Here is a 22,788-nt window from a genome sequence, read left to right as displayed (position 1 = left end):
GCTTATATAATTAAGTTCAGATATTGGAGCAATTTGGAATAAAAATTTTATTATAGAAAACAAAAAAATTCCTTCTATCCATAAGATAAGAAGAAATGATTTTAATATATGGGATATTTTAGAAAGCTTAAACGCTTTTAAATATGGTCGGAGCAGTAGGATTCGAACCTACGACCCCCTGGTCCCAAACCAGGTGCACTACCAGGCTGTGCTATGCTCCGAAATTGGGGTGAATGACGGGATTCGAACCCGCGACAACTGGAATCACAATCCAGGGCTCTACCAACTGAGCTACATCCACCATCAAATAAGTTCTACGTACCAAGCTACCAAATGGCGCGCCTGACAGGATTCGAACCTGTGACCATCCGCTTAGAAGGCGGATGCTCTATCCAACTGAGCTACAGGCGCTTAACCGATGATGCTTATCATGCGATACTTCGCCGATCTTAAAATATTCTTTTAAGTGGTCGGAGCAGTAGGATTCGAACCTACGACCCCCTGGTCCCAAACCAGGTGCACTACCAGGCTGTGCTATGCTCCGATCTATCTCAGCTTTTGCTGTATCGCACATCGTGCGGTACGGTGTGCATTCTAGGCGCGACGCCCTCAGACGTCAACACCTATTGTCAAAAAAAGTTAAAAATCCTTATCAAATGTATATTTAACAAGCATTTTGAGGCTTTTTAACGTTTTAATGATGCACTAAAGGCTAACATTCGATCTAAAGGCATTTTGGCACGTTCAGCAAGTGCTGGGTCAACGTGTATTTCTTGATCACCTTTTTGTAAAACTTCTAAAATTCCATCAAGTTCATTCATCGCCATCCACGGACAGTGTGCACATGAACGACAAGTTGCGCCCTCACCCGCTGTTGGGGCTTCAACCAGAATCTTATCTGGTACTGCTTGCTGCATTTTGTAGAAAATGCCACGGTCCGTTGCCACGATTAAACGTTGGTGTGGCAAAGTTTGTGCAGCTTTAATCAATTGAGATGTACTACCCACTGCATCTGCAATTTCTACCACCGACTCTGGTGACTCAGGATGGACCAATACAGCCGCATCTGGGTACAGTGCTTTCATGTTAGCAATGCCACGTGCACGGAATTCTTCATGCACAATACATGCGCCATCCCAAAGCAACATATCAGCGCCGGTTTTCTTTTGAATATAACGGCCTAAGTGCTGATCTGGTGCCCAAATAATTTTTTCACCTAAGCTATCTAGATGCTCAACAATTTCAACTGCACAGCTTGAAGTCACCACCCAATCCGCACGAGCTTTAACAGCAGCCGATGTATTGGCATAAACTACTACAGTGTGGTCAGGGTGCTGATCACAAAATGCCGTGAACTCATCGACTGGACAACCTAAGTCAAGTGAACAGGTTGCTTCAAGCGTCGGCATAAGAATCGTTTTTTCAGGAGACAGAATTTTTGCTGTTTCGCCCATAAACTTAACGCCAGCCACAACCAGTGTAGAGGCTGCATGATCTCGTCCAAAACGGGCCATTTCTAAAGAGTCAGAAACGCATCCACCTGTTTTTTCGGCAAGTTCTTGTACATCTGGATCGCAATAGTAGTGAGCAACAAGGACAGCATCACGTTTTTTGAGCTCTGCTTCGATCTGTGCAAACTTTTGTTGTTTTGCTTCTTCACTTAGGCGGTTGTCTTTTGGTTCACCTAAACGGTCTAAATGCGCTTGTACAATGTTTTTTGCATCGTTGGCAATTAAAGTCGCATCACTCATAAAACGTCTTCTCTATCCTTCATGCTGGCATACCTGCTCGCATATAACGTTACTGCTTAAACGATTTACTAAATTCAATCATTTAATATCAAAAGATGGGGCTAATAAAAAAGCCTCTTTGTCGAGGCTTGATTATAACTGAATATTTACGAACGGTAATCTGCATTAATCTTGACATAGTCGTAAGATAAGTCACATGTATATACCGTGTCTTTGGCTTGTCCGCGGCCTAAGTCAACACGAATGGTAATTTCGGTTTGTGCCATAACACGAGCACCTGCTTCCTCGGTATAGTCCTCGGCTGCGCCACCATCTTTACAGATTTGCACGTCGTCTAACCATACCTGAATTTTAGACACATCTAAGTCTTTCACTCCAGCATAGCCGATTGCAGCTAAAATACGTCCCCAGTTCGGATCCGATGCAAAAAGTGCAGTTTTAACAAGAGGTGAATGCGCAATGCTATAAGCAATGTCACAACATTCTTGAGTATTTGCACCGCCTTCAACAGCAACAGTAATAAACTTGGTTGCACCTTCTCCATCACGGACAATTAACTGTGCTAAACGGTTCATTACACGAGCAAGTACTTCTAATACTTTAGCGTAGCGTGCATCGCTTTCCGATGTAATTTCAGCACCACCAGCCTGACCAGTTGCTACAAAAATACAAGAGTCATTTGTTGAAGTATCACCATCAATGGTAATACGGTTAAATGAATGCTCAACTGTAGTCTTTAATAGCTTTTGTACTAAATCGCGGTGAATAGGCGCATCTGTTGCCACAAAGCTCAGCATAGTTGCCATGTTTGGGCGGATCATCCCAGCACCTTTACTAATACCGGTCATGGTATAAGTCATACCATCAAGCTCAAATTGTTCAGATGCACCTTTAGGCACTGTGTCTGTTGTCATAATGCCAGATGCCGCATCACTCCATGCAGCGTCTTGTACGCTATTTAATGCAGGCTGTAAGCCAGCGAGTAAACGTTCCATCGGAAGCTGCTCACCAATCACACCTGTAGAAAATGGAAGTACTTCGAAACTGTTAACGCCAGCAAGCTCCGCTAACTTTGCACAAGTATCCTGAGCATTTTTCAAACCTGTAGGACCAGTACCAGCATTGGCATTACCTGTATTAATCACTAAATAGCGAGGATTGCCTTCGGCAAGATGGGCTTTAGAGACATGAACAGGTGCCGCACAGAATGCATTTTGCGTAAATACACCTGCAACATTTGAACCTTCTGCAAATTCAAAAATGACTAGATCTCGTCGGTTTGGGTAACGTACATATGCTTCTGTTGAGCCAATTTTTACACCTTTTACCACATGCATTTGTGGCATTGTTACGTCACCGACAGCCATTTTTAAAACATCCAGAGTTTGTTATGAAAAGATTAATATTTCAGTAAATAGCGAGATTATAAAACACGCTTTATATGAAATATCAGAATTGACAGCTTATTAGAAAAGCCTGAAAAAATCGAGCGCTAAAAATAGCTTATTTTTGCTCTAATCTTAATAAAATATCTTTCTTATCAAGACCACCGGCAAAACCAACCAAAGCGCCACCTACCCCAATGACTCGGTGACAAGGTGCAATAATTGAAATCGGATTTTTGCCATTTGCAGCACCCACTGCTCGCACTGCTTTTTCATTTCCGATCTGAACAGCAATATCTTTATAACTTCTTGTTTCACCATACGGAATCGTCAGTAATGCCGCCCAGACCTGTTTTTGAAATGCAGTCCCTTCAAAATCTAATGGCAAAGTGAACTCACGGCGTTTACCTTCAAAATATTCTACTAATTGTTGCTCAGTTTTTAATAAAATAGGATGTTCAGTTTGTTCGACCAGCTCTGCCAGTCGAACACGTTTTGGATTTTCATTGTCCCAAAGTACTGCCACCAAAGCATTTTCATTCGCAACCAGTTTTAATTGCCCAACAGGCGAATTGATATACTTATAAGACAGCAACATAGTTTTATTCTCTTAAGACGGCGATGAAATTTTCATTAAAACCAAACCTGACACAATCAATACAGCGGCAATCATTCGCATAGCTCCAATAGGTTCATGAAGAAAAAATATACCTACAAGAAATGACCCAATTGCACCAATGCCTGTCCAAACTGTATAAGCAGTACCAAGGGGTAAAGTTTTCATTGAAATTGAAAGTAGAACTACACTCAAAATCATAAAAACTACGGTAATAATACTAGGTGTTAAGCGTGTAAAACCTTCAGACATTTTCATAGAATATGCCCAAATCACTTCAAATACACCTGCTAAAATTAAAATAGCCCAAGCCATAACATTCACTAATTTTTATAGTGCCAGGTCGTCCCGACATGATTACCCATTATGGGGGAGGTCGTTCCTCCTTTATGTGAGGACTCAGTTTACTTTAAAATAAAAAATGAAGGCAAACCCGAACTCAAACTTGTCTCTATCAGAAAATATTATTCATTTTTTAACTGTAAAATTTTTCGTGCACCATTTAAAACGAACAAAACAATAATCAATCCAATAATTAAATCAGGATAACGCGAACCTGTGATTGCAACCAGTATTCCCGCAATAATGACACCTAAGTTTACGATGACATCATTTGCAGAAAATATATAACTGGCCTTCATATGTGCCCCACTTTCCTTATGGTCACTCATTAAGTAAAGACAACTAATGTTGGCCGCAAGCGCTAATCCCCCAATTAAAATCATTAAAATTGAAACTGGTTCACTGCCATATATAAAACGGCGCAGCACATCAATTAAAACGATTATGGCTAAACCAAACTGAAACCATCCGGAAAGATGTGCAGCCTTTAATTGAGCGTCGAGGTTTTTACCCACCACGAATAATGCAATACCATAAATTGCAGCATCGGCAAACATATCGAGCGAGTCAGCAATTAACCCTGTGGAGGAGGCAATGATGCCTGCCATTAACTCAATGATAAACATGACCCCATTAATGAGTAACAGCCATTGTAGTACCTGTTTTTGTGCTGCATTAGTTGAGGAACTTGGTCGAACCTTTTTGGGTTTTTCAACAGGCTCATAATGTGGTTGGGTTTGTTGTAATTCGGCTCCTAAACCTAGACGTTGCAGGCACTGAGTAATCTTTTCGTCTTGAGTACTGTGATACACCGCTAAGTGGCGGGCGGGCAAATCAAAATGAAGTTCTTGAATATGTTCAGCATAAGAAGCTAAAGCCATTCGTACCATTTGTTCTTCGGCTGCACAATCCATACGGGGAATATGATAATAACTCACCCATTGGGTTTTATTTACCCTAGGTTCACTTGCCACAGAAAAGTCCTGAGCTGCTACATTTGAGCACCCACAGCCAGAACAGCTTTTATTTACATTTATTTGATTCTCTTGTTTTTCTAAAGCCATCTTTGCACCATAACTGACACAAAAAACAATGCCATCAGTATAAACCAATGGCATGTCATTAAGCTTACTTTTTGTTCGGCAATTAGAATTTTAGTGTTAACCCAGCTCCATAATACCAACCATGTTCTGAGTCGGTTCCAGTTTGCCAAGCGGTTTGTTTTAAACCTTTTTCATAACCGTAACCGAAATCAACAAATGGCATTACCTTTTTATTGATTTCATAACGGGTTTGAAAGCCAGCTTGTAAACTCGACAGGCCTGTTTTACTGGCATAGCGAGATTTATCTTGTAAAACAATATCTGCTTTTAAATAGGGCTTACCAATCAACTTTTGAGTAAAAAGCAAATCTCTTTCTGTCTCTAGGCTTAACTTCCATAACTGATCTTCACCTACATAAAGATAAGCATCGGTTTCAAAAAAGTAAGGCGCCATGCCATGTAAGCCCACTACACCAGCCCAGCGATCTTGCTTTTCATCTTCTCGTTGCAAACGCTCGTAGTTTACCCCAGCCTGTACATCCCAATAGTCAGCTACATTTCGACTATAAAGTACTGAACCGCCATAATTGGCATCTTCTGACTCTGCTTTTTCAACGTGGGCTTTAATGAACAATTTATTTTCATCCGTTCCCACCCAACTTTCTAATTCAGAAGAAAAACTACCTTCTCCTTCTTCATTTTGAGTCCAGCCAGTATCAATTTTTGTTGCTTGATAAACCTGTCCACCATGTTCGCGTAAATGATCGTGTGTTAAAGGTTCTTGAGCAAAAGCAAATACAGATATACCCGAGAAAGCACCGCAACATATCATTTGAGAAAATAACTTAGTGATGCGCATGACTAGCTCCTTTCTCATTTTCAGATTGAACAGTTGGCTGGGACTGAGCGGGTTGTTGTCCATCGTTGACTTGAGCAACAATTAATTTATTCATCATTCCAGCACTCATGTGATAGAGCAGATGGCAATGAATCGCCCATTCTCCCAACGCATCGGCTGTCAATAACGCAGTAACGGTCTTTCCGGGTGGAACAATAATGGTATGTTTATTTGGTAAGTTTTCAGCTTGTTGACCATTTTCCAATTGCATAAACATGCCATGTAAATGCATTGGATGAGCCATCATACTGTCATTCACAAACTTCAAGCGTATGCGTTCACCATACTTAACTTGTAAAGGTGTCGTGTCACTAAATTTCTTACCATTAATGGTCCAGATATAACGCTCCATGTTGCCACCTAAACGAATGACTAATTCTCGTTCGGGCGCACGGGTATCTGGCTGAGGTGTTAAAGATTGCAAATCGCTATATTGCAGTGCTTTTATACCCGCTGGCGTTGAAGCATTTGCCCAGCCATAAACTGGTTCATCCTTTTTAGGCTTATTCTCAGATTGAGCAGGCATCTCATGATTCATATTCATCATAGCGTGGTCATACTCGCTAGATGACATTGCCTGCATATCATGGTTCATTTCAGACATCGCTGACATATCATGTGTCATGTGCATCATGGAATGATCATGCCCGTCAGATGACATATTTTTCATGTCATGATCCATTTTCATCATTGTGTGATCATGATTAGCCTGAGTCGTCTCTTTTTTCATTTCAGGCATGGCCGACATGTCATGTTGCATGTTCATTTGATGGCCAGCATGTTCATTACTTCCATCACCATGACTCATGCCCATATCATCAATGGTCAATAAAGCACGTGGACGTGGTGCTGGCATTTGGACTGGCCCGACAGCTTGGGTATTTTCATCATGCAGAGTAGCAATGGCAAAACCGCTACGGTCAATAGACTCTGCTTCAATCTGATAATTTGATTGCGTAGGTTCCACAATGACATCGTAGGTTTCGGCTGTACCAATACGAAACTCATCAATTGCTACAGGTTTAACTGGCTGCCCATCTGCACTTACAACTGTCATTTTCAAATTTGGAATTCTGACATCAAAAAATGACATTGCTGATGCATTAATAAATCGCAATCGAACCTTATCACCAGCTTTAAAATTAGCTGTCCAGTTTTGCTGAGGAGTCTTGCCGTTGACTAAGAAGGTATAGCCCGTCACATCAGACATATCGGTTTTTAACATCCGCATCTGATTCCACATCGAACGATCTTGCCAAGTTGCTTTTAAGCCCTGTGCTTTAACTTGCTTCAAAACATCAGATACGGTTTCACGGCGGTTTTGATAATACTCAGCAGATTTCTTCAAATTCTTCATAATGCTATCGCTAGAAGAATTATGAAAATCTGAAAGCATCACTACATAATCACGATCAGTTTTTTCATGCGCCGCAACTGGTATTTTGCCTTTTGGGTAAATCACAAGCGGCCCATATAAACCGTCTTGTTCTTGGCCTTTACTATGGGCGTGATACCAATATGTGCCATTTTGTTTCACCTTAAAGCGGTAAACAAAATCTCCATTTGGAGCAATCCCTTTAAAATTATTAAAACCCGGCACACCATCCATTAACCCTGGCAGTAACAACCCATGCCAGTGTAAAGAGGTATCTTGATTCTTTAATTGGTTATGGACGTGAATAACAGCCTCATCCCCCTCTTCAAACTCAAGGAGTGGTGCTGTAAATTTTCCATTTACGGTAATTCGTTTAAGGGGTTTGCCCGTAACATTGACCTGTTGTTCATTAATATTAAGGTGATATTCCTTAATTGCCGCGAGAGTCCATGGTGAAACCAATAGACCAAATACAGCGACGATGCTGCTAATCGTTTTATGAGACATTGCTTTAATCCTTTTAACTAAAAAATAAGTAAGAAAGGATTAAGCTTTTGGTGGACGTAAGATTTCTTGCCAGTATCCGGCTAAATGCTGTGCCTGATAAATACTACTAAATTGAGATGGAATAGGAATAAATGATGATTCAATATCTGGTACAGCTTGCTGTAAAGCCAGATTTACCATCTGACAATGAACCGGATTACAGTCTTGGCAGTGTTCACCATGTTGGTGAGAAACCTGCCCCATAGATTGATGACACGTTGTCTGCTCATCAGCTTGAATATGCATAGAGTGATGCTTCATTTGCTCACTATGACAGGGCATAGTATGAAGATCATGCTGCATAGGTGTCTGAGCAATAGACACACCACTCCACCCAATAACTAAAGTCATCAGGAACACAAACCAAGCATACTTGCGTAAGTGTTGCAGTGTCATCATTTATTGCCTTGAGCAATCTACTTATCTTAGTTGTTTAGCATAACCAAGTTTTAAATTAGATACAATTTTCCATCTTAGATGATTGTTATTGAGGTCATTAAGCAAATGGAGGTTGATGCTGAAGAACCAAATCAATTACCTGTAATGCACCTTCTTGCTCATTATTTGCAGTTGTGTAAGGAGCAACGGCTTTTAAGGCTTCAACTGCATTTTCGACTGCAAACCCATAACCTGCTGCTTTAATCATCTGGATATCATTATTGTTATCACCAATCGCAACGACTTGATCGGGTTGAACCTGCCATTTTTGCAATAATAGCTTCAAACCATGTGCTTTGTGCTGGTCCGGAAGAATCAAATCGATAAAATTAAAGCCACTTGAGACTGGTACCAAAACCTTATCTTTTACAAAACTTTGCTTCTGAAAATGCTCAAAAATCGTAAAACTTTCGTTTTCTTGAGCAGTAAAAGTAATTTTACACACCAAGTCATCTAGTGCATAAAAGTCATCTATAACCGTCAGCTTTTCAAAATAGCGAGCGACTTTAGCATAATCTTCCCCGTTCATACTGCTATGCACATAAGCACTCTGTTTTCCGCAGATCACCATTTTAGAGGTATACACTGGGTCAATCGCATTTAAAATCTCAATGAATTGCTCTTTGCTTAAATGAGCAAAAGCTAACTCTTGCCCCGCATCTACAACATGAGCACCATTTTCGGCAATAAAAGCAATCTCATGATTAATTTCTGGAAAATACGTAACAAGCTTTGCAAGCTGGTTACCACTAGCGACTACAAAACGGATATTATTTTGTTTTAGTTGTTCATACTGTTTTAAAAAACGTGCTTTGTTGTACTGCTTCTTAGAATTAAGAAAAGTCCCATCCATATCTACCGCTAAAATTTTTACTGTCATTAATGATCTAGGTCTCTTACTAAAATCTTATTAAATCAAATTTAGCTTTATTTTTCATGACACTTTTACAGTTTTCTATTCAATATATTTTAAAAAGTTTTACACAAGCCTTCTCGTTTTTTGCACAGGTTATTTTTTAGCAAAGCTTAATAAAAAAACAGATCCAAAAATATCCCGATAGAATAGAAAAAGAACGCCAAGGCGTTCTTTTTTCATACATTTTGCTTAGAGAATAAACGGTTGATCTGATTTTGTTTATTTTACCAACATCTTATCCATATGGTTATCAACACAGTTATCCATATAGTTATAAACAAAGTTATCCACAAGTTTACTCTCAGCTTAATATTCTTTTTTTAAGCGTCTACACTACCGACTTTTGCAAGCTCTGCACGCATTTGATCAATCACAACTTTATAATCTGGTTGACCAAAAATTGCCGAACCAGCAACGAACATATCTGCACCAGCTTCTGCAATTTCACGGATGTTTGCAGGACCAACACCACCGTCTACTTCTAAACGGATATCACGGCCACTTGCATCAATAATTTTACGCGCTTCACGTAATTTTTCTAAAGTCATTGGAATGAACTTTTGTCCACCAAAACCTGGGTTTACACTCATTAATAAAATTTGGTCAACTTTATCAAGAACATAGTCTAGATAATGCAATGGTGTTGCTGGGTTAAAAACTAATCCTGCTTTAGCACCACCAGACTTAATAAGCTGTAATGAACGGTCAATGTGATGAGAAGCTTCTGGGTGAAACGTAATGATATCTGCGCCTGCTTCTAGGAAATCACCAATAATACGGTCAACTGGAGATACCATTAAATGCACATCAACAGGAGCAGTAATTCCATAATTTTTTAAAGCCTTACACACACCTGCACCAAAAGTTAAATTTGGAACATAGTGATTATCCATCACATCAAAATGCACTACATCGGCACCTGCAGCTAACACTTTGTCTACATCTTCGCCTAAACGAGCAAAATCGGCAGATAAAATAGAAGGAGCAATCAAATAAGGCTTGGACATAGGTGGATGACCTGGCTAAAAATTTAAGGAGAGGCTAAAAATTATAACAAAAAAGAACCTACTTGGCCCGCTCTTCCTTGCTTAAATGACAACATTTCAAACTTGCAACGTAACGTTGCTACTATAGAATGCCAAGTGCCAAACGAATTTGTTAAGGTACATTAAACCAATGTGAGGATTAATAATGAAAAGCACAACTCATCTATTAACAAATGATGGAAAACGCATTGCAAAACGTCTAGTTAATCATTGGAAACATAAATTTGAAGTACAAGAAACTGAACAAGATTTTAAAATCTTAATGCCTACAGCAACTATTACGCTTGCGCCAGAAACAGAGCAGTTAAATGTTGCTATTGATAGCCAGTTAGATGACCATGACCACTTGGAAAAAGTTGTCCTTGATCATCTAAACCGTATGGCTCAACAAGAATTTCAGGTGGAATGGCACCACTAATTATTCGCCAGCGACCTTTTCCAACTGGATTGCATGGAACTGCAAATGCTCATCCATAAAGGTCTGGATAAAATAATAGCCATGATCATAGCCAGCATGTTGTCTTAAAGTTAAAGGCTGTCCTGCCTTTAAACATGCTTGCTTAAATTTTTCAGGGTGAAGTTGTTCATAAAATTGGTCATCTAACCCCTGATCCACCAAAATTTCATTAAATACCGCACCATTTTTTGAGACTAAAGCCGTGGCATCATGAGCCAACCAGCTATCGCGGTCTGTACCTAAATAATGGCTAAATGCTTTTTCACCCCATGCACATTCAGTTGGCGCGCAAATCGGTGCAAATGCAGACACTGACTTAAACTTCTCAGGATATTTAAAAGCTAAAGTTAAGGCGCCATGTCCCCCCATTGAATGTCCAAAAATACCGACTTGTTGAGCATTGACTGGAAAACTTTTTAAAATAAGTGGATATAACTCATCGATTAAATAGCTTTCCATCTGATAATGCTCAGACCAAGGTGCTTCTGTGGCATTAATATAAAAGCCTGCGCCCTGACCTAAATCCCAATTGTCACCTACTGCAACTTGTTCACCACGAGGTGAAGTATCAGGTGTAATCAATATAAGACTAAGCTGGGCAGCCATATGCTGTGCATGTGCCTTAATGGCAAAAGTTTCTTCAGTACATGTTAAACCCGCTAAGTAAAATAAAGTTGAGCAAGGTTTACCTTCTAAAGCAGCAGGCGGCAAATACACCCCAAACTTAGTAGAGCCTTTTAATAATTGAGAATCAAACTGATAAATGCGCTGCTCACCTTCAAAGCAGCGGTTTTTTTGCAGGAGTTGCATCGTTTTTAGCCTCTGTTTGTGTCTGAGCAATATTTACACTACCTGTATTTGGTTGAGGAAAAAGATATTTTTCCAACTGAGGTAGCATAAGTTCCATATTCTTACCAATCATCCATTGTGGCTCTGAAGGTTCTACACCTTGAGCTACTTCCCATTTCGTCACTGTTTGCTTAGCGGCATTAAACGAATCTTTCATAGAAGACTGCTCTCGCATCGCCAAATCAAAGAAAGCTCGTCCAAAATAAGTATAGTCAGCTTCGTTATTACAACCGAACGAAGTTTTATCCGCAGCAGATGCCGTAATAATTAAAGTATCAGGTGACTGTAACGCCGGAATAAAACTTCCTGAGTAACAAGCAGAAATGACAATCACACGCCAACGTATCCCCGCTTTATCGAGCGTTTCACGTAACCATTTCGGATCGACTTGCCCCAAATCTAGAGGTGCATTTTCAATTTCAAAATGGTTTTGTTCACCGTGCGATGTCATATATAAAAATAACACATCACTATCACGGTTCATTTGCTGACCCATACGGCGTAAGGCCAACTCTATACTGGTTTTAGATGCAATCGGGATTTCGGTTCGGGTATCCGGATTATTAACCAGCATCATTGAACGCCCGACTGTACCAAAACGCGTATCGAATTGTTCTTTAATACGAACCACTTCCGATTTAAAAACGTCTTGATAACTATCGCCTGCAACACCCAAGAAATACCAATGACTTTTAGCTAACTCACCATATTGAACTTGCTCTAAAGCATCATGAAGTAATTTACTTTGTGCATAAAAAGCATCTTCGGCAAAAGTAGGTGGAGAATCTTCCACTTTCCAAATAGGCTGATCTTTTACTGAAAGTTGCCAAACCACCATGGTCGCAATGGTCGCAACCATAACCAATGCCCGCTCCCACCAAGGCCACTTAAGCTCACGTGAGAACACCCAAATGACCGCCAAACTTTGCCACACAAAAAGTGCTACAAACAAACCAGGTAAAATACCGTTATAAATAGCATCGGGAATAAAGTTTAGATAACCATTAGATCCCAAATATTGAATTAAACACTGTATTAATAAAATATTGGTATCTAAAACCAACCACAATAAGGCTGGAACCAACATTAAACGCGGCTGATTAATACGCTGTGATAAGAAAATACCAACAATAAGCGCAATAAAAGGCCAAAGTGCGTATCCAATTAGACCTTGTGAGTTGAAGTCGCCAATTTGACCGGCAACAAGCCAACTATAAAGTGAGTTGGTACACCCACCTAATATTCCCCAAACAATGAGCTGAAGAATAGAGGGATGTACGATCTGTAAGGAACGTCTTGACCCCAAAAATAACCACATTCCGGCAAGCTGGTTACTTTTAAAATCATGCCAAAAGTTAATGGAAGGTTTGAGATCAATCATAAAAAGGTTTCAAAAATTTCGTTTTTGTCAGGCACCATAAGTGTATGCCTGCTAAGAATTTTAGCAATCATGCTTTTGAACTATATCACATATATTTGTGCATTATTCAAGCAATAAAACTTAACCTTACATAAGCTTACTGAAAGTAAGCATCAAAACGACAAGCATCCCCCTGCCACTGATGGGCTGGCTCTTGATTTGCTAAAAAAATAGCATGTCGTGGACGTTTTACAATCACTCGCTTTGCAACTTTTTTGGCTAGCTCAAGCAAATGATCACCCAAATCCATTTCTCCATCTTCGGGTAAAAGTAAATGCAAAAGCTGCATCTGCTTTTTGACTTGGGCTTGTTTTTTAATTGTTTGTTGATTTTGATCACGCTGTGGGAACATCGGGTCAAGGTAGACCACATCCACTGTTTTTTCTTCTTGATCTAATTGCTGTAAATAGCTTGCAGAGTCAGCGAAGATCAGTTGAATACGATCCATAAATTGGCTTAAAAATGGATCATGCTGTGCCTGAGCTTCTGAATCTTCAAGTAAAGTAAATAAAATCGGATGGCGCTCAACAAGCTGGATTTGGGCTCCTAGATAAGCCATAAGTAAGCTGTCATGACCTAAGCCCGCTGTAGCATCGACCAGTACTGGCTTTTCACCTAACTGACAAGCACGAGCAATCATTTCCGATTTAAGACTTGCTCGTTTTAAACGAGGAATTTCAGCTTTCCAATCAGGCTGCATTTTCATGCCGTTAGCAGATAACCAAAGCCCGTTTTCATCTACACAAAGAGCCAAGTCAGGATTTAAACGTAAAAAACGGGCATTAAGTTTTTCAATAGGCTGTAAATCGACAGTCACGCCTCTAGAATAAAGCACAGCTTGGTAGTGCTGTGCTTGTTTTTGAAAATCTACTTCAAAATATATGTGCATGCGCAGTGCCTTTAATTTGCTTTGCCCTGATCCGCAATTTTTTTCCATGCATCATCACGCAAGTAAACTGGTAAAGCATGTTCAGCATCAACCCACTGCTTTTGCGCTGCATACACACGTGCAATCGAAGCAATGTCTTGTGCAGTGGCAGTGATTGTTTGATGTTCTGCATCAGTTTGAAGAAGCTTAGCACCCGAACCGATTAAGCAATGCTTTGCATAGGCAGCCGCTTGCTCGTAGTTCATTAATTTTTCTTCATCTATACACTGCATGATGCCTTGCTCATCTAGAACAAAACTTGCAATGTAAACTTCATTCATACGTGCATCGAGTACCGCAGTCACCTGTTCTAAACCTTCAAGTCGGTAAGCCGCTTGTGCTAAAGCCTGTAAGGTAGAAACTGGTATTACTGGTAAATCTTGTGACCAAGCTAAAGCCTGAGCAACAGCAGCATTAATTCTAACACCACTAAAAGAACCGGGCCCTCGGCTAAAGGCAATTGCATCTAAACCAGCTACGTCAAGTCCGGTTTGTTGTAATCCTTGCTCAATCATTGGCAAAATGGTTTGGGTTTGTGCTTTCGCTCGCGTATCGAGTTGGAAAAAGAGTTCTTGGGTTTCATCGATTAATGAAATGGAACATTGCTCATTTGCAGTTTCCAACGCCAGCAGTTTCATGCACAACCTTAGTATTCAATCAGATTAAAAACGGAAGTTATGATACCCCACTCGGCTCTGATAGGCGAGTTGTTCCTATCTAAATAAAAATGCCAAGCTGGTGCTTGGCATAGAAAATATCTCGCTAAAATTTTAAAAGTGGAATTCTTTCAAATCGGCATAGCTTTTAAAGTGTTCAGCATAATGTAGTGCGCTCAAGCGTATTTTTGATGCGCCTTCTTCATCTAAAGTTTTTACAATTTTGCCAGGTGAGCCCATTACCACTGAGTTATCTGGAATCACTTTACCTTCCGGTATTAAAGCATTAGCACCAATAATACAGTTCTTACCAATCACAGCTCGATTTAAAATGACAGCGTTCATACCAATCAAACTGTTATCGCCAATTGTACAACCATGCAACATGACTTTATGTCCAACGGTGACATATTCGCCAATATTTAACTCAAGACCCGCATCAGTATGTAATACCGAATTTTCTTGAATATTAGAAAAATTACCAATCCGAACGACACAATTATCGGCACGTACTACAGCACCAAACCAAATACTGACCTGACGGCCTAGTTCTATTTGTCCAATAAGCGTTGCGGTTGGAGCAATCCAGCCATCCCATGGCTCATGTAAGGCTTTAGGGTGGTGACCTTGATAGCTATACATCATAATTTATCAGTCCTGATCTTTATTTTTTATGAGAAAATTTTGGCATTCCAAACGTTGGTGCATTCAGTAGAAATGGCCATTCTTTTTGGTAGCCTAAACCATATTTAAATAAGGCAATTAACATTCGCGCTGTGAGACCCCAAATAATTTCATTATCAATCTGCAAGCTTGGGAAGTATAAAGATTGATGAGCATATCGCACTTCATATGGCGTCGGACGCGTCTCTATAAGTTGCTGTAAAGGCACAAAGAAAATTCGATCAATTTCGGTAGGCTGAGGAATTAAAGTTACCTCAGGAGGAATAAGCCCAACAATCGGTTTTACAGACAAGCCACTTCTTGCACGTTGCATCGGCAAATCGCCTAACAACTGCACATCAAACGGATTTAAAGCCGTCTCTTCTTGAGCTTCTCTTAGCGCTACAACAATATTACTAGTATCACTAGGGTCACGCTTGCCACCAGGAAAAGAAACTTCCCCCGCATGGTTGTTCATATGTATTGAACGGCGTGTAAGCAGTACCTTAGGATTATTTTCATTCGTAATCGCAATAAGTACCGCAGCTTGTGCTTCTTGTATGCGGGTGGAAAAGCGCAATCTTTGCTGTAACTTTTGTGTTAGCAAGTGCTCTTCCATACCATTCACCTATTATTCTGTCTCTCTTTGCATCATATCTGAAAATCAAACTTAGGGAATAGAGTTGATGCGTAAGTCTAAAAATTCAGTTATGCTGAGGTATCTCTATACTCGATGATAATTATGAGTTTCTGTGTAGCGTGTGGGCATAAAACCGAACAAAAAATTCCTTTAGGTGATCATAAAGTACGCCGTGTTTGTACTCATTGTGGAAATATTCACTATGAAAACCCCAAAGTAATCTGCGGTGCCTTAGCGTTATGGGAAGACAAAGTATTACTTTGTCGTCGCGCGATTGAACCTCGTTATGGCTTATGGACTTTGCCTGCGGGTTATATGGAATTGTTCGAAACTATGGAACAAGGTGCGGCGCGTGAAACTCGTGAAGAGGCAGAAGCCGAGATTGAAATAGAACAACTTTATTGCATGTATAATATTCCCCGTATTGGGCAAATTTATGTGTTGTTCAAAGCACAGCTTAAAGATGGCCTTTTTGGTGCGGGTGAAGAAAGCATAGAGAGCCGATTATTCGAAGAGCATGAGATTCCATGGGGTGAACTTGCCTTTCCGAGTGTCGAACACACGCTCAGACATTATTTTGAAGATCGTAAAAAACAAGTTTTTCCAACGCACCTAGAAACACTAGGAACTCGTTTAGACCATACAGGTTAATTTAGTTAATAAAAAAAGACCGCTTTCGCGGTCTTTTTTATGGCTTTTATTTTGTCTTAATTTGATAACAATCAGCCGTTCTAATCGTTATCGTTCCACTCATTCGCTCAGCTAAGGCTTTATCCTCTTCTGTAGGAGCGGGGCTCACATCCTTAATATTATTATAGACTCGTTGATAGAAGGCATATGGATTTAACCATGAAACTGTTTTGTTATCATAAGTCGTAAGATTAATTCCATTTACTTGCCCTTGTAACAAGTTAGCAACGTTAATTTTTGCTCCACTTACAATTAATGTTTGACCGCCTGTCTCGGTAGTAGCTTGAACAACATTCGAGTTTAACCCAGCCATAATACCATTGAGATTACCGAGTTTAGGTTCAGCAAAAATCATTTTTACTGTAATTGATTTATCATTTGAAGCAGATTCAGTGCCACCCGTTGTTCCTATGCGATACTGTTGAACGCCATTGTTATCAATTAAAGTATTATCTGAAACAATGCCGCACTGACCAGACATATCTGTTGGTGTTGCATTAGGTTTAATATCAGTTCGAATATCTCCATTTTCATCAATCACAATACCCAGATCGATTGGGGAAATTCCAGCTGTATCAAATTTAATATTTAAAGTGGCGTATAACGGGAAAATATAAGTTTGGCCCACGCTTACATTTTTTGAAGTTCTAAAGATATCCTTTGAAAGATAACTTGCTGGAGTTATCTTATAGATATCCATCGAACCATTATAATTTTGATTACTTATACTTTGACGCCATAATGCATAATGTTGAGGATTTGGTGTTTTACTATTTATTGCGCCTAAATACAAACTTTCACGACCAGCAATAAATGAGTCATTTAATAATTTACCTTGATAAATCAGTAAATCTTCATTGCTATTAGCTGAGGCTTTTAAATGGAATGGTTGTGTTGGTTTAATCTCAGCTTGTAAGGGATCAAGCCATGTAGTCTGAGCATTTGCAGTAAGTTGAGCTGGCTTAGCTTTAGTTAATACCTCCATTACTGCTGTAACTGTTGAATTACTTGTAGTAGTACTTGTACCTTTCCATTGTAAGCCATAACCAAATGTATAACCTTGACGATCTGAGAGTAAGAACAAATTACCTATCACATGTTGGGTATTAGCTGTATTCTTCGGACAATCCGCTAAATTAGCTAAATTACAACCATAAAAATTTTCAGAAATTAAATTAGGTTGAGCTAACGTCAAGTAATCAGATTGATACAAGCCCACTAAACTTAAATGAGCCAACTGAGTTAGTAAAGCAAAAGCTTCATTATCATTAATTTGGCTCACATCTAACCAAGGTTTCAAAATATTAATATATGCACCACTTTTCCATTCAGTAGTAGTAATATTTTGAAGTACAACATTTAATGTATTTTTTTTATCTTCTGTAAATTGGGTAGGCTGTATATCTCCAATTACATTATCACCACGTTCTAAACCTACACTTTGGAAAAGCTTAATTAAAGCCATTGCTACACGAATGGTCGGATCATCTTGACTTAATGAGGCTGGCGCTACTCCAGTTAAAGCAGTAGCCATATCCATAACTTTTAAACGTGGTGGAACAACTACCTTAATTTTTGAAATATTATCTAAATTGATAGAGCCCAGATCAATTTTTGTTTTAGTCTGGGTACCTTGTAAAAAGAAGTTGGCTGTATCGCCCAGTTTACATGTGCCAACAACACTGTTTCCTGAAGCCTTAGTAACGAAACTCTGATTTGTAGCACTACTACAGGTAAAATTAAGGCCAGCAACCGGATAATCGAGTGAAAACTGTAAACAATCATTACTTGAGACAGCGCAACTTCCATTCGCATTTGAGCTTCCAGACCCATTTGTAGGATCTTCATTAATGGTTGAGCTGCCACCACCACAACCATTCAGCATTATTGCTAACGTGGTTAAGGCAAAAGGCCATAATAATTTTTTATTCATTAGATACCCTACTTATTTTTAACGTAATACCGAAATTTGAATCTGTCCCTGATTTGATAACTCATGTTCTGCTACATCTATAGAAGAAGATAATGGAGTTAACATTATATAACGTGCATGAGCCGGCACTTTTAAAGTACCTTGAATCGATGCATGTTGTAGTATGGTAGAGGGATAAGATTTGCTCTTAAAACCACTTGCTCCCTCTAAGATACATCCCTTTTCATCTAAGAATATAGCCAAAGGCCAATAATAGAGAGGTGTTGAACTACTCGCTGCAAATGACATAAGCTGTAAATGTTGTACAGAGGGATCTAGTTTCACCAACTCGTATTCAAACTTTTCTTTTAATGGCTTCCGTGGCCATAAATTCACTTCTTTTTTTGATCCAAGAATCTTAATTGACTTCTTGTAGCCTTGCACAAAACACTTATCTTGCTCAAAAGTCGTTTCTAATTCTTTTTGAGATAGCCGGATATAAGTTGGTGCTAGAATAATTGCTGCACGATCATCTTGAGATTGTTTATGAAAGAGTTGTTCTAACGTAGATTTACTCACACCCTTCTGACGTTCAATAGACTCCGTTCGTCCTAAACCATTCGGCATAATATAAAAGCGTTTCTTACCTTCCAGATTAAATTCTTGATCCTCAAGATATTCATTATTTACATACTCTACGCCATCAATAGTTATAAATTTAGATTTATCCACTGAAGAATCCGAATTTGCGCCAGCCTGTGTGGTAGTTGGCATAGATAAAGAAGAGCTATCAACTTTCTTTACTTCTTCACTCATTATTCTAGAAGGACTACTTTGACTCTTTAGTACTCTAGCAATATTCGTTTGTTCCTTAATTTCTCCCTGATTAGGCTTAATATGAGTTAAGGAATGCTTAGGTGCAGTCGGTGCAGTCGGTGCAGTCGGTGCAGTCGGTGCAGTCGGTGCAGTCGGTGCAGTCGGTGCAGTCGGTGCAGTCGGTGCAGTCGGTGCAGTATTTAATTTGTCTTGGACATGTTGTTCCAGTTTTTTCGGTAAATTTTTAATTTGCTCTTTTTCTTTAGATGTTTTTTGTACAGCATCTACTATTGGTTGATTCTGCTGAGTTTGTGGTTTTCTTTCCTCTATTTTAGGGATAGGTTGTTTTTTCTGATCAATTCTTTTACTTGGTACAATCATAGGCCGCCCATCTGGACCAATGATTGTATAGAAACCATCTGCATAAGATACAGAAATACTTGCTATCGCAATACATAAAGCCGAAATAGCAAATTTAGGTCGAAACATCCATTTATATTGTTTTACCATTTTGTTCTATAGCTCAAACCAAGTACTGTAACTTTTGTATTCGTTTTTACATCTAAGCCAGAATAAGGGTTTAATAAAATATTATCGACACCACATTTATTCGATAAAGTACTCGTACAAGCTGGAATGTTATCACGACTACGAAGGAACCCTACTGAAAGATCCAGATCTGTATCAGCATCAAAACGATACCCTAACCCGAGACCAAATAATTGCGCATTATTGATCGGAACCATAGTATTGCGTTTATCATTAGGTATTGAACTGGCACGAGGCTCGTAACCAGCCCTTAATTTCAAACGATCAGTTGCTGAATATTCAAGGCCAATTCCCCAGCTCCACGGCGAAGTAAATTTCAATGGCAATGCCAATGAATTATCGGTAACGTCATTAGATAAAAGTTTAGCTACTTTTAATAAGGTGATTTGTCGGTCAAACTCAAATTTAAACTTGTCCCAAGCCGAATAGTCAGTCCATCCTACGTCAAAGTTAACTTGTAAATCTGGTAATATTTTATACTTAATCCCCGCTTGGAAATGTGCTGGATATTCAAGATCCATTGCAACCAAACCAGACTCAATATCAGGGACATAACCAGGTAGACCAAGAATAGCAGCTAAAATTTGCCCGGTAGCAGATGAGTTAAGGCCTTTTATAAGTTCTTGGGGAGCCTTCGCATTATCAATCAGATATTTTCCTTTTAAACGCATTTTGGCAGCACTTTGATATACCATACCAAAACCAAAATCGTCTGTTGGTTCCCAAAGTAAGCCTAAGTTATAGCTTGGACTTAATGATTGTTCTAATGAAACTTGTAATGCCCCCATTTTATTAAATGGATTCATACCTTCTTGGGCATTACACATACCAAATAATAGTAAATCAGTAATCATGTCACTATTATTTTTAAAGGGAGCACACACAACTTCATCAACCATACGCAATACACCAATCATCTCATTCGGAAAACGTAAATCAGTTTTCAGTGCGATTGCGTTATAGGACATCCCTACGGAAGCACCAATCGATAAATGATCATTTACCTGATAACCGAAAGATGGGGATAAATAGGTGATCCGCTCAACTGCAACTTGTTGCCCCATGTAGTTACCTGGATTACCATTCTCTGCCCCAAAACCTGCGACTAATGGAGCATACATGGCGGTCGCGTAGGTAATTTTTGAACCTGGTGGTTTATAGGCAATTCCTGCTGTAGGAGCAACTAGTGGATAACCAGCTCCGAGATCTACCATTTTTTTAAGAATAGGTACATACAGGCTCGCGTACTCCACATCACCATGTACTGTCCCTTTAAAATCTGTACAAATATTAGCTGAAACCTCAGGACCATCATTACAAACGAGAGGGTCATCTGAATAACCAAAGATGTTATAACCAGGTGGAGCTGAAAACTCACGCTGAATATCAAAGTTAGCAAGGATCCCCTGCACATCTGTTTGCAGGCCATCAATTTTTGCTAAAGCTGCAGGGTTAAAATGAACTGCACTAATACCAGGGGGGTCTGCAGTTACAGCATTCCCCATCGATAGTGAGCGAATATCAACAGCTAAGTTTTGTCCTAATTGAGCATTGGCAAAGCTAGAAAAACCGGAGATAACAATTGCCGCCGTTAAAGGACATAATTTAGGATATTTCACCTGCATATCTCCTTATTTTTGTTTTTTATTAAAACCTAAAATATCTAACGGGAATGACAGACCAAGTGAAATATCTGGTGCATCTTCAGTTAAACCAATACCAACCGTACCGTTAACGATCGTTTCAGGCGAAACACGAACACCCAATGCGAAAGATAACATTGCACTACTTTGATCAGGTGATTTATAGCTTTCTCCATTTTCAAACTGGAATTCAGCATCCATATTAAAGCTCTGCTGATATGACATGGTTAAAGACACGTCATAGTTAAATGAGTAAGCAAAGCCAAATGAGAAACCACCACTAACTCCTGGATCAAATGAGGTTAATGTACGAGAACCTCGGGCTTGATTAAGACCACTTTCTTTAAAACCGTAATTGGCAGAGGCAGAAGCGAAGAGAACGACTGGATCAATATATTTACGGGTACTGGCCCCTACACCAACCGAGTAATAACCTTTACCCGTTGATAGCTCATCTAAACCAATCTCATAAGGGCTATCCCCTGTTTTTGTAGAGACACTACCAAAAAGAACCAAGGGTAAACGGCCTTGTTTTAAAGGAAATGGTTCCCAACGCGCACCAAGTGAAATATCACCCAATCCTGCAGTTGTTGTATCTCGAATAATTTCAGACTTTGCTACAAAAGGAAGAGTTGCGGATAAAGTTAAGTTATCCAATACCCCATATTGAAAAGTAAAACTATTCGTTAATGTATGGTTTGCATCTTCTTCAACACGTAAACGATTAAGCTGAGATGAATTATCTGCTAAAGCCAAATCAATTCGAGTATCGCGATAATAGGTATAATCGAGATCATAATAAGAAGAAATTACGCCCTTCTTAATCAAAGAGTATTGACGTTCATTTGAAGTAAATACCTCTTGTAAATTTGTCTCTTGAGTTGCATCACCTTCTTTCTTCTGTAGGGCGTTAGCAGCTTGATTTGCCCCACTATTATTTTCAGATACATTCTCTGTAGAAGGTGTTTCAGAAGCTTGTGTTCCCGCATCTGTACCAACAGAAGAAGAATTTGTTGCTTCAGCAGCTAGAGAATTTACCTCGACTCCTGCATCCGTGCTCTGATTCGATAATTCTACCTGTGTTTGTTGTACCTGATCTTCGGCATAAATTGTCCCTGTAATGGCGCTCATACTTAAAGCCAACACACTCATATTTATCCATCGATTATTCATGTTTTTCCTACCCAATTTATTTATTTTACTAACTTT

At 39.4% G+C, this 22,788-nt stretch carries 22 protein-coding genes and 4 tRNA genes; 2 read left to right on the top strand and 24 right to left on the bottom strand.

Annotated elements, in window-relative coordinates:
- Positions 1-144 precede the first annotated feature (144 nt).
- The 14 genes from EGS71_RS16695 to rpe form a co-directional block, all read right to left on the bottom strand.
- Positions 145-221: transfer RNA gene (locus tag EGS71_RS16695), tRNA-Pro, on the bottom strand.
- Positions 222-225: 4 nt separating this feature from the next.
- Positions 226-301 (bottom strand) — tRNA-His (locus EGS71_RS16690).
- 33 nt (positions 302-334) lie between these two features.
- Positions 335-411: transfer RNA gene (locus EGS71_RS16685), tRNA-Arg, on the bottom strand.
- Between the two features lie 56 nt (positions 412-467).
- Positions 468-544: transfer RNA gene (locus EGS71_RS16680), tRNA-Pro, on the bottom strand.
- A gap of 142 nt (positions 545-686) precedes the next feature.
- A complete protein-coding gene (gene nadA, locus EGS71_RS16675) occupies positions 687-1,751 on the bottom strand; it encodes a quinolinate synthase NadA (RefSeq protein ID WP_001278262.1) in 1,065 nt (354 codons plus the stop codon).
- Between the two features lie 146 nt (positions 1,752-1,897).
- On the bottom strand, positions 1,898-3,118 hold the full coding sequence (gene argJ, locus EGS71_RS16670) for a bifunctional glutamate N-acetyltransferase/amino-acid acetyltransferase ArgJ (protein ID WP_000268125.1): 1,221 nt from the start codon (positions 3,116-3,118) through the stop codon (positions 1,898-1,900).
- A gap of 136 nt (positions 3,119-3,254) precedes the next feature.
- Entirely contained in the window at positions 3,255-3,734 is a 480-nt protein-coding gene (locus EGS71_RS16665) for a methylated-DNA--[protein]-cysteine S-methyltransferase (RefSeq protein WP_000927491.1), read from the bottom strand.
- Between the two features lie 12 nt (positions 3,735-3,746).
- Positions 3,747-4,067 (bottom strand): DMT family transporter, encoded by a 321-nt coding sequence (locus tag EGS71_RS16660; protein WP_000312237.1) that lies wholly within the window; start codon positions 4,065-4,067, stop codon positions 3,747-3,749.
- A 149-nt stretch (positions 4,068-4,216) separates the two neighbouring features.
- Positions 4,217-5,212 (bottom strand): cation transporter, encoded by a 996-nt coding sequence (locus EGS71_RS16655; RefSeq protein ID WP_001131868.1) that lies wholly within the window; start codon positions 5,210-5,212, stop codon positions 4,217-4,219.
- 28 nt (positions 5,213-5,240) lie between these two features.
- On the bottom strand, positions 5,241-5,996 hold the full coding sequence (locus EGS71_RS16650; protein WP_001223257.1) for a copper resistance protein B: 756 nt from the start codon (positions 5,994-5,996) through the stop codon (positions 5,241-5,243).
- A complete protein-coding gene (locus EGS71_RS16645; protein ID WP_000018535.1) occupies positions 5,983-7,917 on the bottom strand; it encodes a copper resistance system multicopper oxidase in 1,935 nt (644 codons plus the stop codon). Before EGS71_RS16645 ends, EGS71_RS16650 begins: the two co-directional genes overlap by 14 nt.
- A gap of 39 nt (positions 7,918-7,956) precedes the next feature.
- Complete coding sequence (locus tag EGS71_RS16640; protein WP_000174931.1) at positions 7,957-8,352, bottom strand: hypothetical protein; 396 nt, start codon at positions 8,350-8,352, stop codon at positions 7,957-7,959.
- 100 nt (positions 8,353-8,452) lie between these two features.
- Positions 8,453-9,274 (bottom strand): Cof-type HAD-IIB family hydrolase, encoded by an 822-nt coding sequence (locus EGS71_RS16635; RefSeq protein WP_000216421.1) that lies wholly within the window; start codon positions 9,272-9,274, stop codon positions 8,453-8,455.
- Positions 9,275-9,630: 356 nt separating this feature from the next.
- Complete coding sequence (gene rpe, locus EGS71_RS16630; protein WP_000043044.1) at positions 9,631-10,317, bottom strand: ribulose-phosphate 3-epimerase; 687 nt, start codon at positions 10,315-10,317, stop codon at positions 9,631-9,633.
- A 184-nt stretch (positions 10,318-10,501) separates the two neighbouring features.
- Here rpe and EGS71_RS16625 point away from each other — a divergent pair, with 184 nt between their 5' ends.
- Positions 10,502-10,774, top strand: a complete 273-nt coding sequence (locus EGS71_RS16625; RefSeq protein WP_000843451.1) for a DUF2218 domain-containing protein — start codon at positions 10,502-10,504, stop codon at positions 10,772-10,774.
- Here the strand turns inward: EGS71_RS16625 and fghA are convergent, their stop codons facing one another.
- The 6 genes from fghA to EGS71_RS16595 form a co-directional block, all read right to left on the bottom strand.
- Entirely contained in the window at positions 10,775-11,623 is an 849-nt protein-coding gene (gene fghA, locus EGS71_RS16620; RefSeq protein ID WP_001176396.1) for an S-formylglutathione hydrolase, read from the bottom strand. It abuts the gene before it with no gap.
- On the bottom strand, positions 11,592-13,043 hold the full coding sequence (locus tag EGS71_RS16615; RefSeq protein ID WP_000566251.1) for a C13 family peptidase: 1,452 nt from the start codon (positions 13,041-13,043) through the stop codon (positions 11,592-11,594). Before EGS71_RS16615 ends, fghA begins: the two co-directional genes overlap by 32 nt.
- Before the next feature lie 136 nt (positions 13,044-13,179).
- A complete protein-coding gene (locus EGS71_RS16610; RefSeq protein ID WP_002009521.1) occupies positions 13,180-13,971 on the bottom strand; it encodes a class I SAM-dependent methyltransferase in 792 nt (263 codons plus the stop codon).
- An 11-nt stretch (positions 13,972-13,982) separates the two neighbouring features.
- Complete coding sequence (gene tsaB, locus EGS71_RS16605) at positions 13,983-14,648, bottom strand: tRNA (adenosine(37)-N6)-threonylcarbamoyltransferase complex dimerization subunit type 1 TsaB (RefSeq protein ID WP_000770256.1); 666 nt, start codon at positions 14,646-14,648, stop codon at positions 13,983-13,985.
- A 132-nt stretch (positions 14,649-14,780) separates the two neighbouring features.
- Positions 14,781-15,308 carry a gamma carbonic anhydrase family protein gene (locus EGS71_RS16600; RefSeq protein WP_085944021.1) on the bottom strand — a complete coding sequence of 176 codons (528 nt, stop codon included), beginning with the start codon at positions 15,306-15,308 and terminating at the stop codon, positions 14,781-14,783.
- 22 nt (positions 15,309-15,330) lie between these two features.
- A complete protein-coding gene (locus tag EGS71_RS16595) occupies positions 15,331-15,957 on the bottom strand; it encodes a CoA pyrophosphatase (RefSeq protein WP_002000136.1) in 627 nt (208 codons plus the stop codon).
- A gap of 114 nt (positions 15,958-16,071) precedes the next feature.
- Between EGS71_RS16595 and EGS71_RS16590 the strand changes: the two genes are divergently transcribed.
- Positions 16,072-16,620, top strand: a complete 549-nt coding sequence (locus tag EGS71_RS16590; RefSeq protein ID WP_000006666.1) for an NUDIX hydrolase — start codon at positions 16,072-16,074, stop codon at positions 16,618-16,620.
- Between the two features lie 46 nt (positions 16,621-16,666).
- On the opposite strand, the gene EGS71_RS16585 is transcribed toward EGS71_RS16590, so the two are convergent.
- From EGS71_RS16585 to EGS71_RS16570, 4 genes are read right to left on the bottom strand one after another with little or no spacing between them, the layout of a single operon-like run.
- Entirely contained in the window at positions 16,667-18,592 is a 1,926-nt protein-coding gene (locus EGS71_RS16585) for a hypothetical protein (RefSeq protein ID WP_001035646.1), read from the bottom strand.
- An 18-nt stretch (positions 18,593-18,610) separates the two neighbouring features.
- Positions 18,611-19,897, bottom strand: a complete 1,287-nt coding sequence (gene filE / locus EGS71_RS16580) for a putative pilus assembly protein FilE (RefSeq protein ID WP_002009334.1) — start codon at positions 19,895-19,897, stop codon at positions 18,611-18,613.
- Positions 19,891-21,555 (bottom strand): OmpP1/FadL family transporter, encoded by a 1,665-nt coding sequence (locus tag EGS71_RS16575; protein ID WP_004735931.1) that lies wholly within the window; start codon positions 21,553-21,555, stop codon positions 19,891-19,893. The genes filE and EGS71_RS16575 overlap by 7 nt, the downstream gene beginning before the upstream one ends.
- A gap of 12 nt (positions 21,556-21,567) precedes the next feature.
- A complete protein-coding gene (locus EGS71_RS16570; protein ID WP_004735929.1) occupies positions 21,568-22,752 on the bottom strand; it encodes a hypothetical protein in 1,185 nt (394 codons plus the stop codon).
- Between the last annotated feature and the right edge of the window lie 36 nt (positions 22,753-22,788).

The organism is Acinetobacter sp. FDAARGOS_559, from assembly GCF_003940475.1.
Taxonomy (GTDB): domain Bacteria; phylum Pseudomonadota; class Gammaproteobacteria; order Pseudomonadales; family Moraxellaceae; genus Acinetobacter; species Acinetobacter baumannii.
Note: the sequence above shows the minus strand (reverse complement) of the source record. Positions and strands in the feature narration are given on the sequence as shown.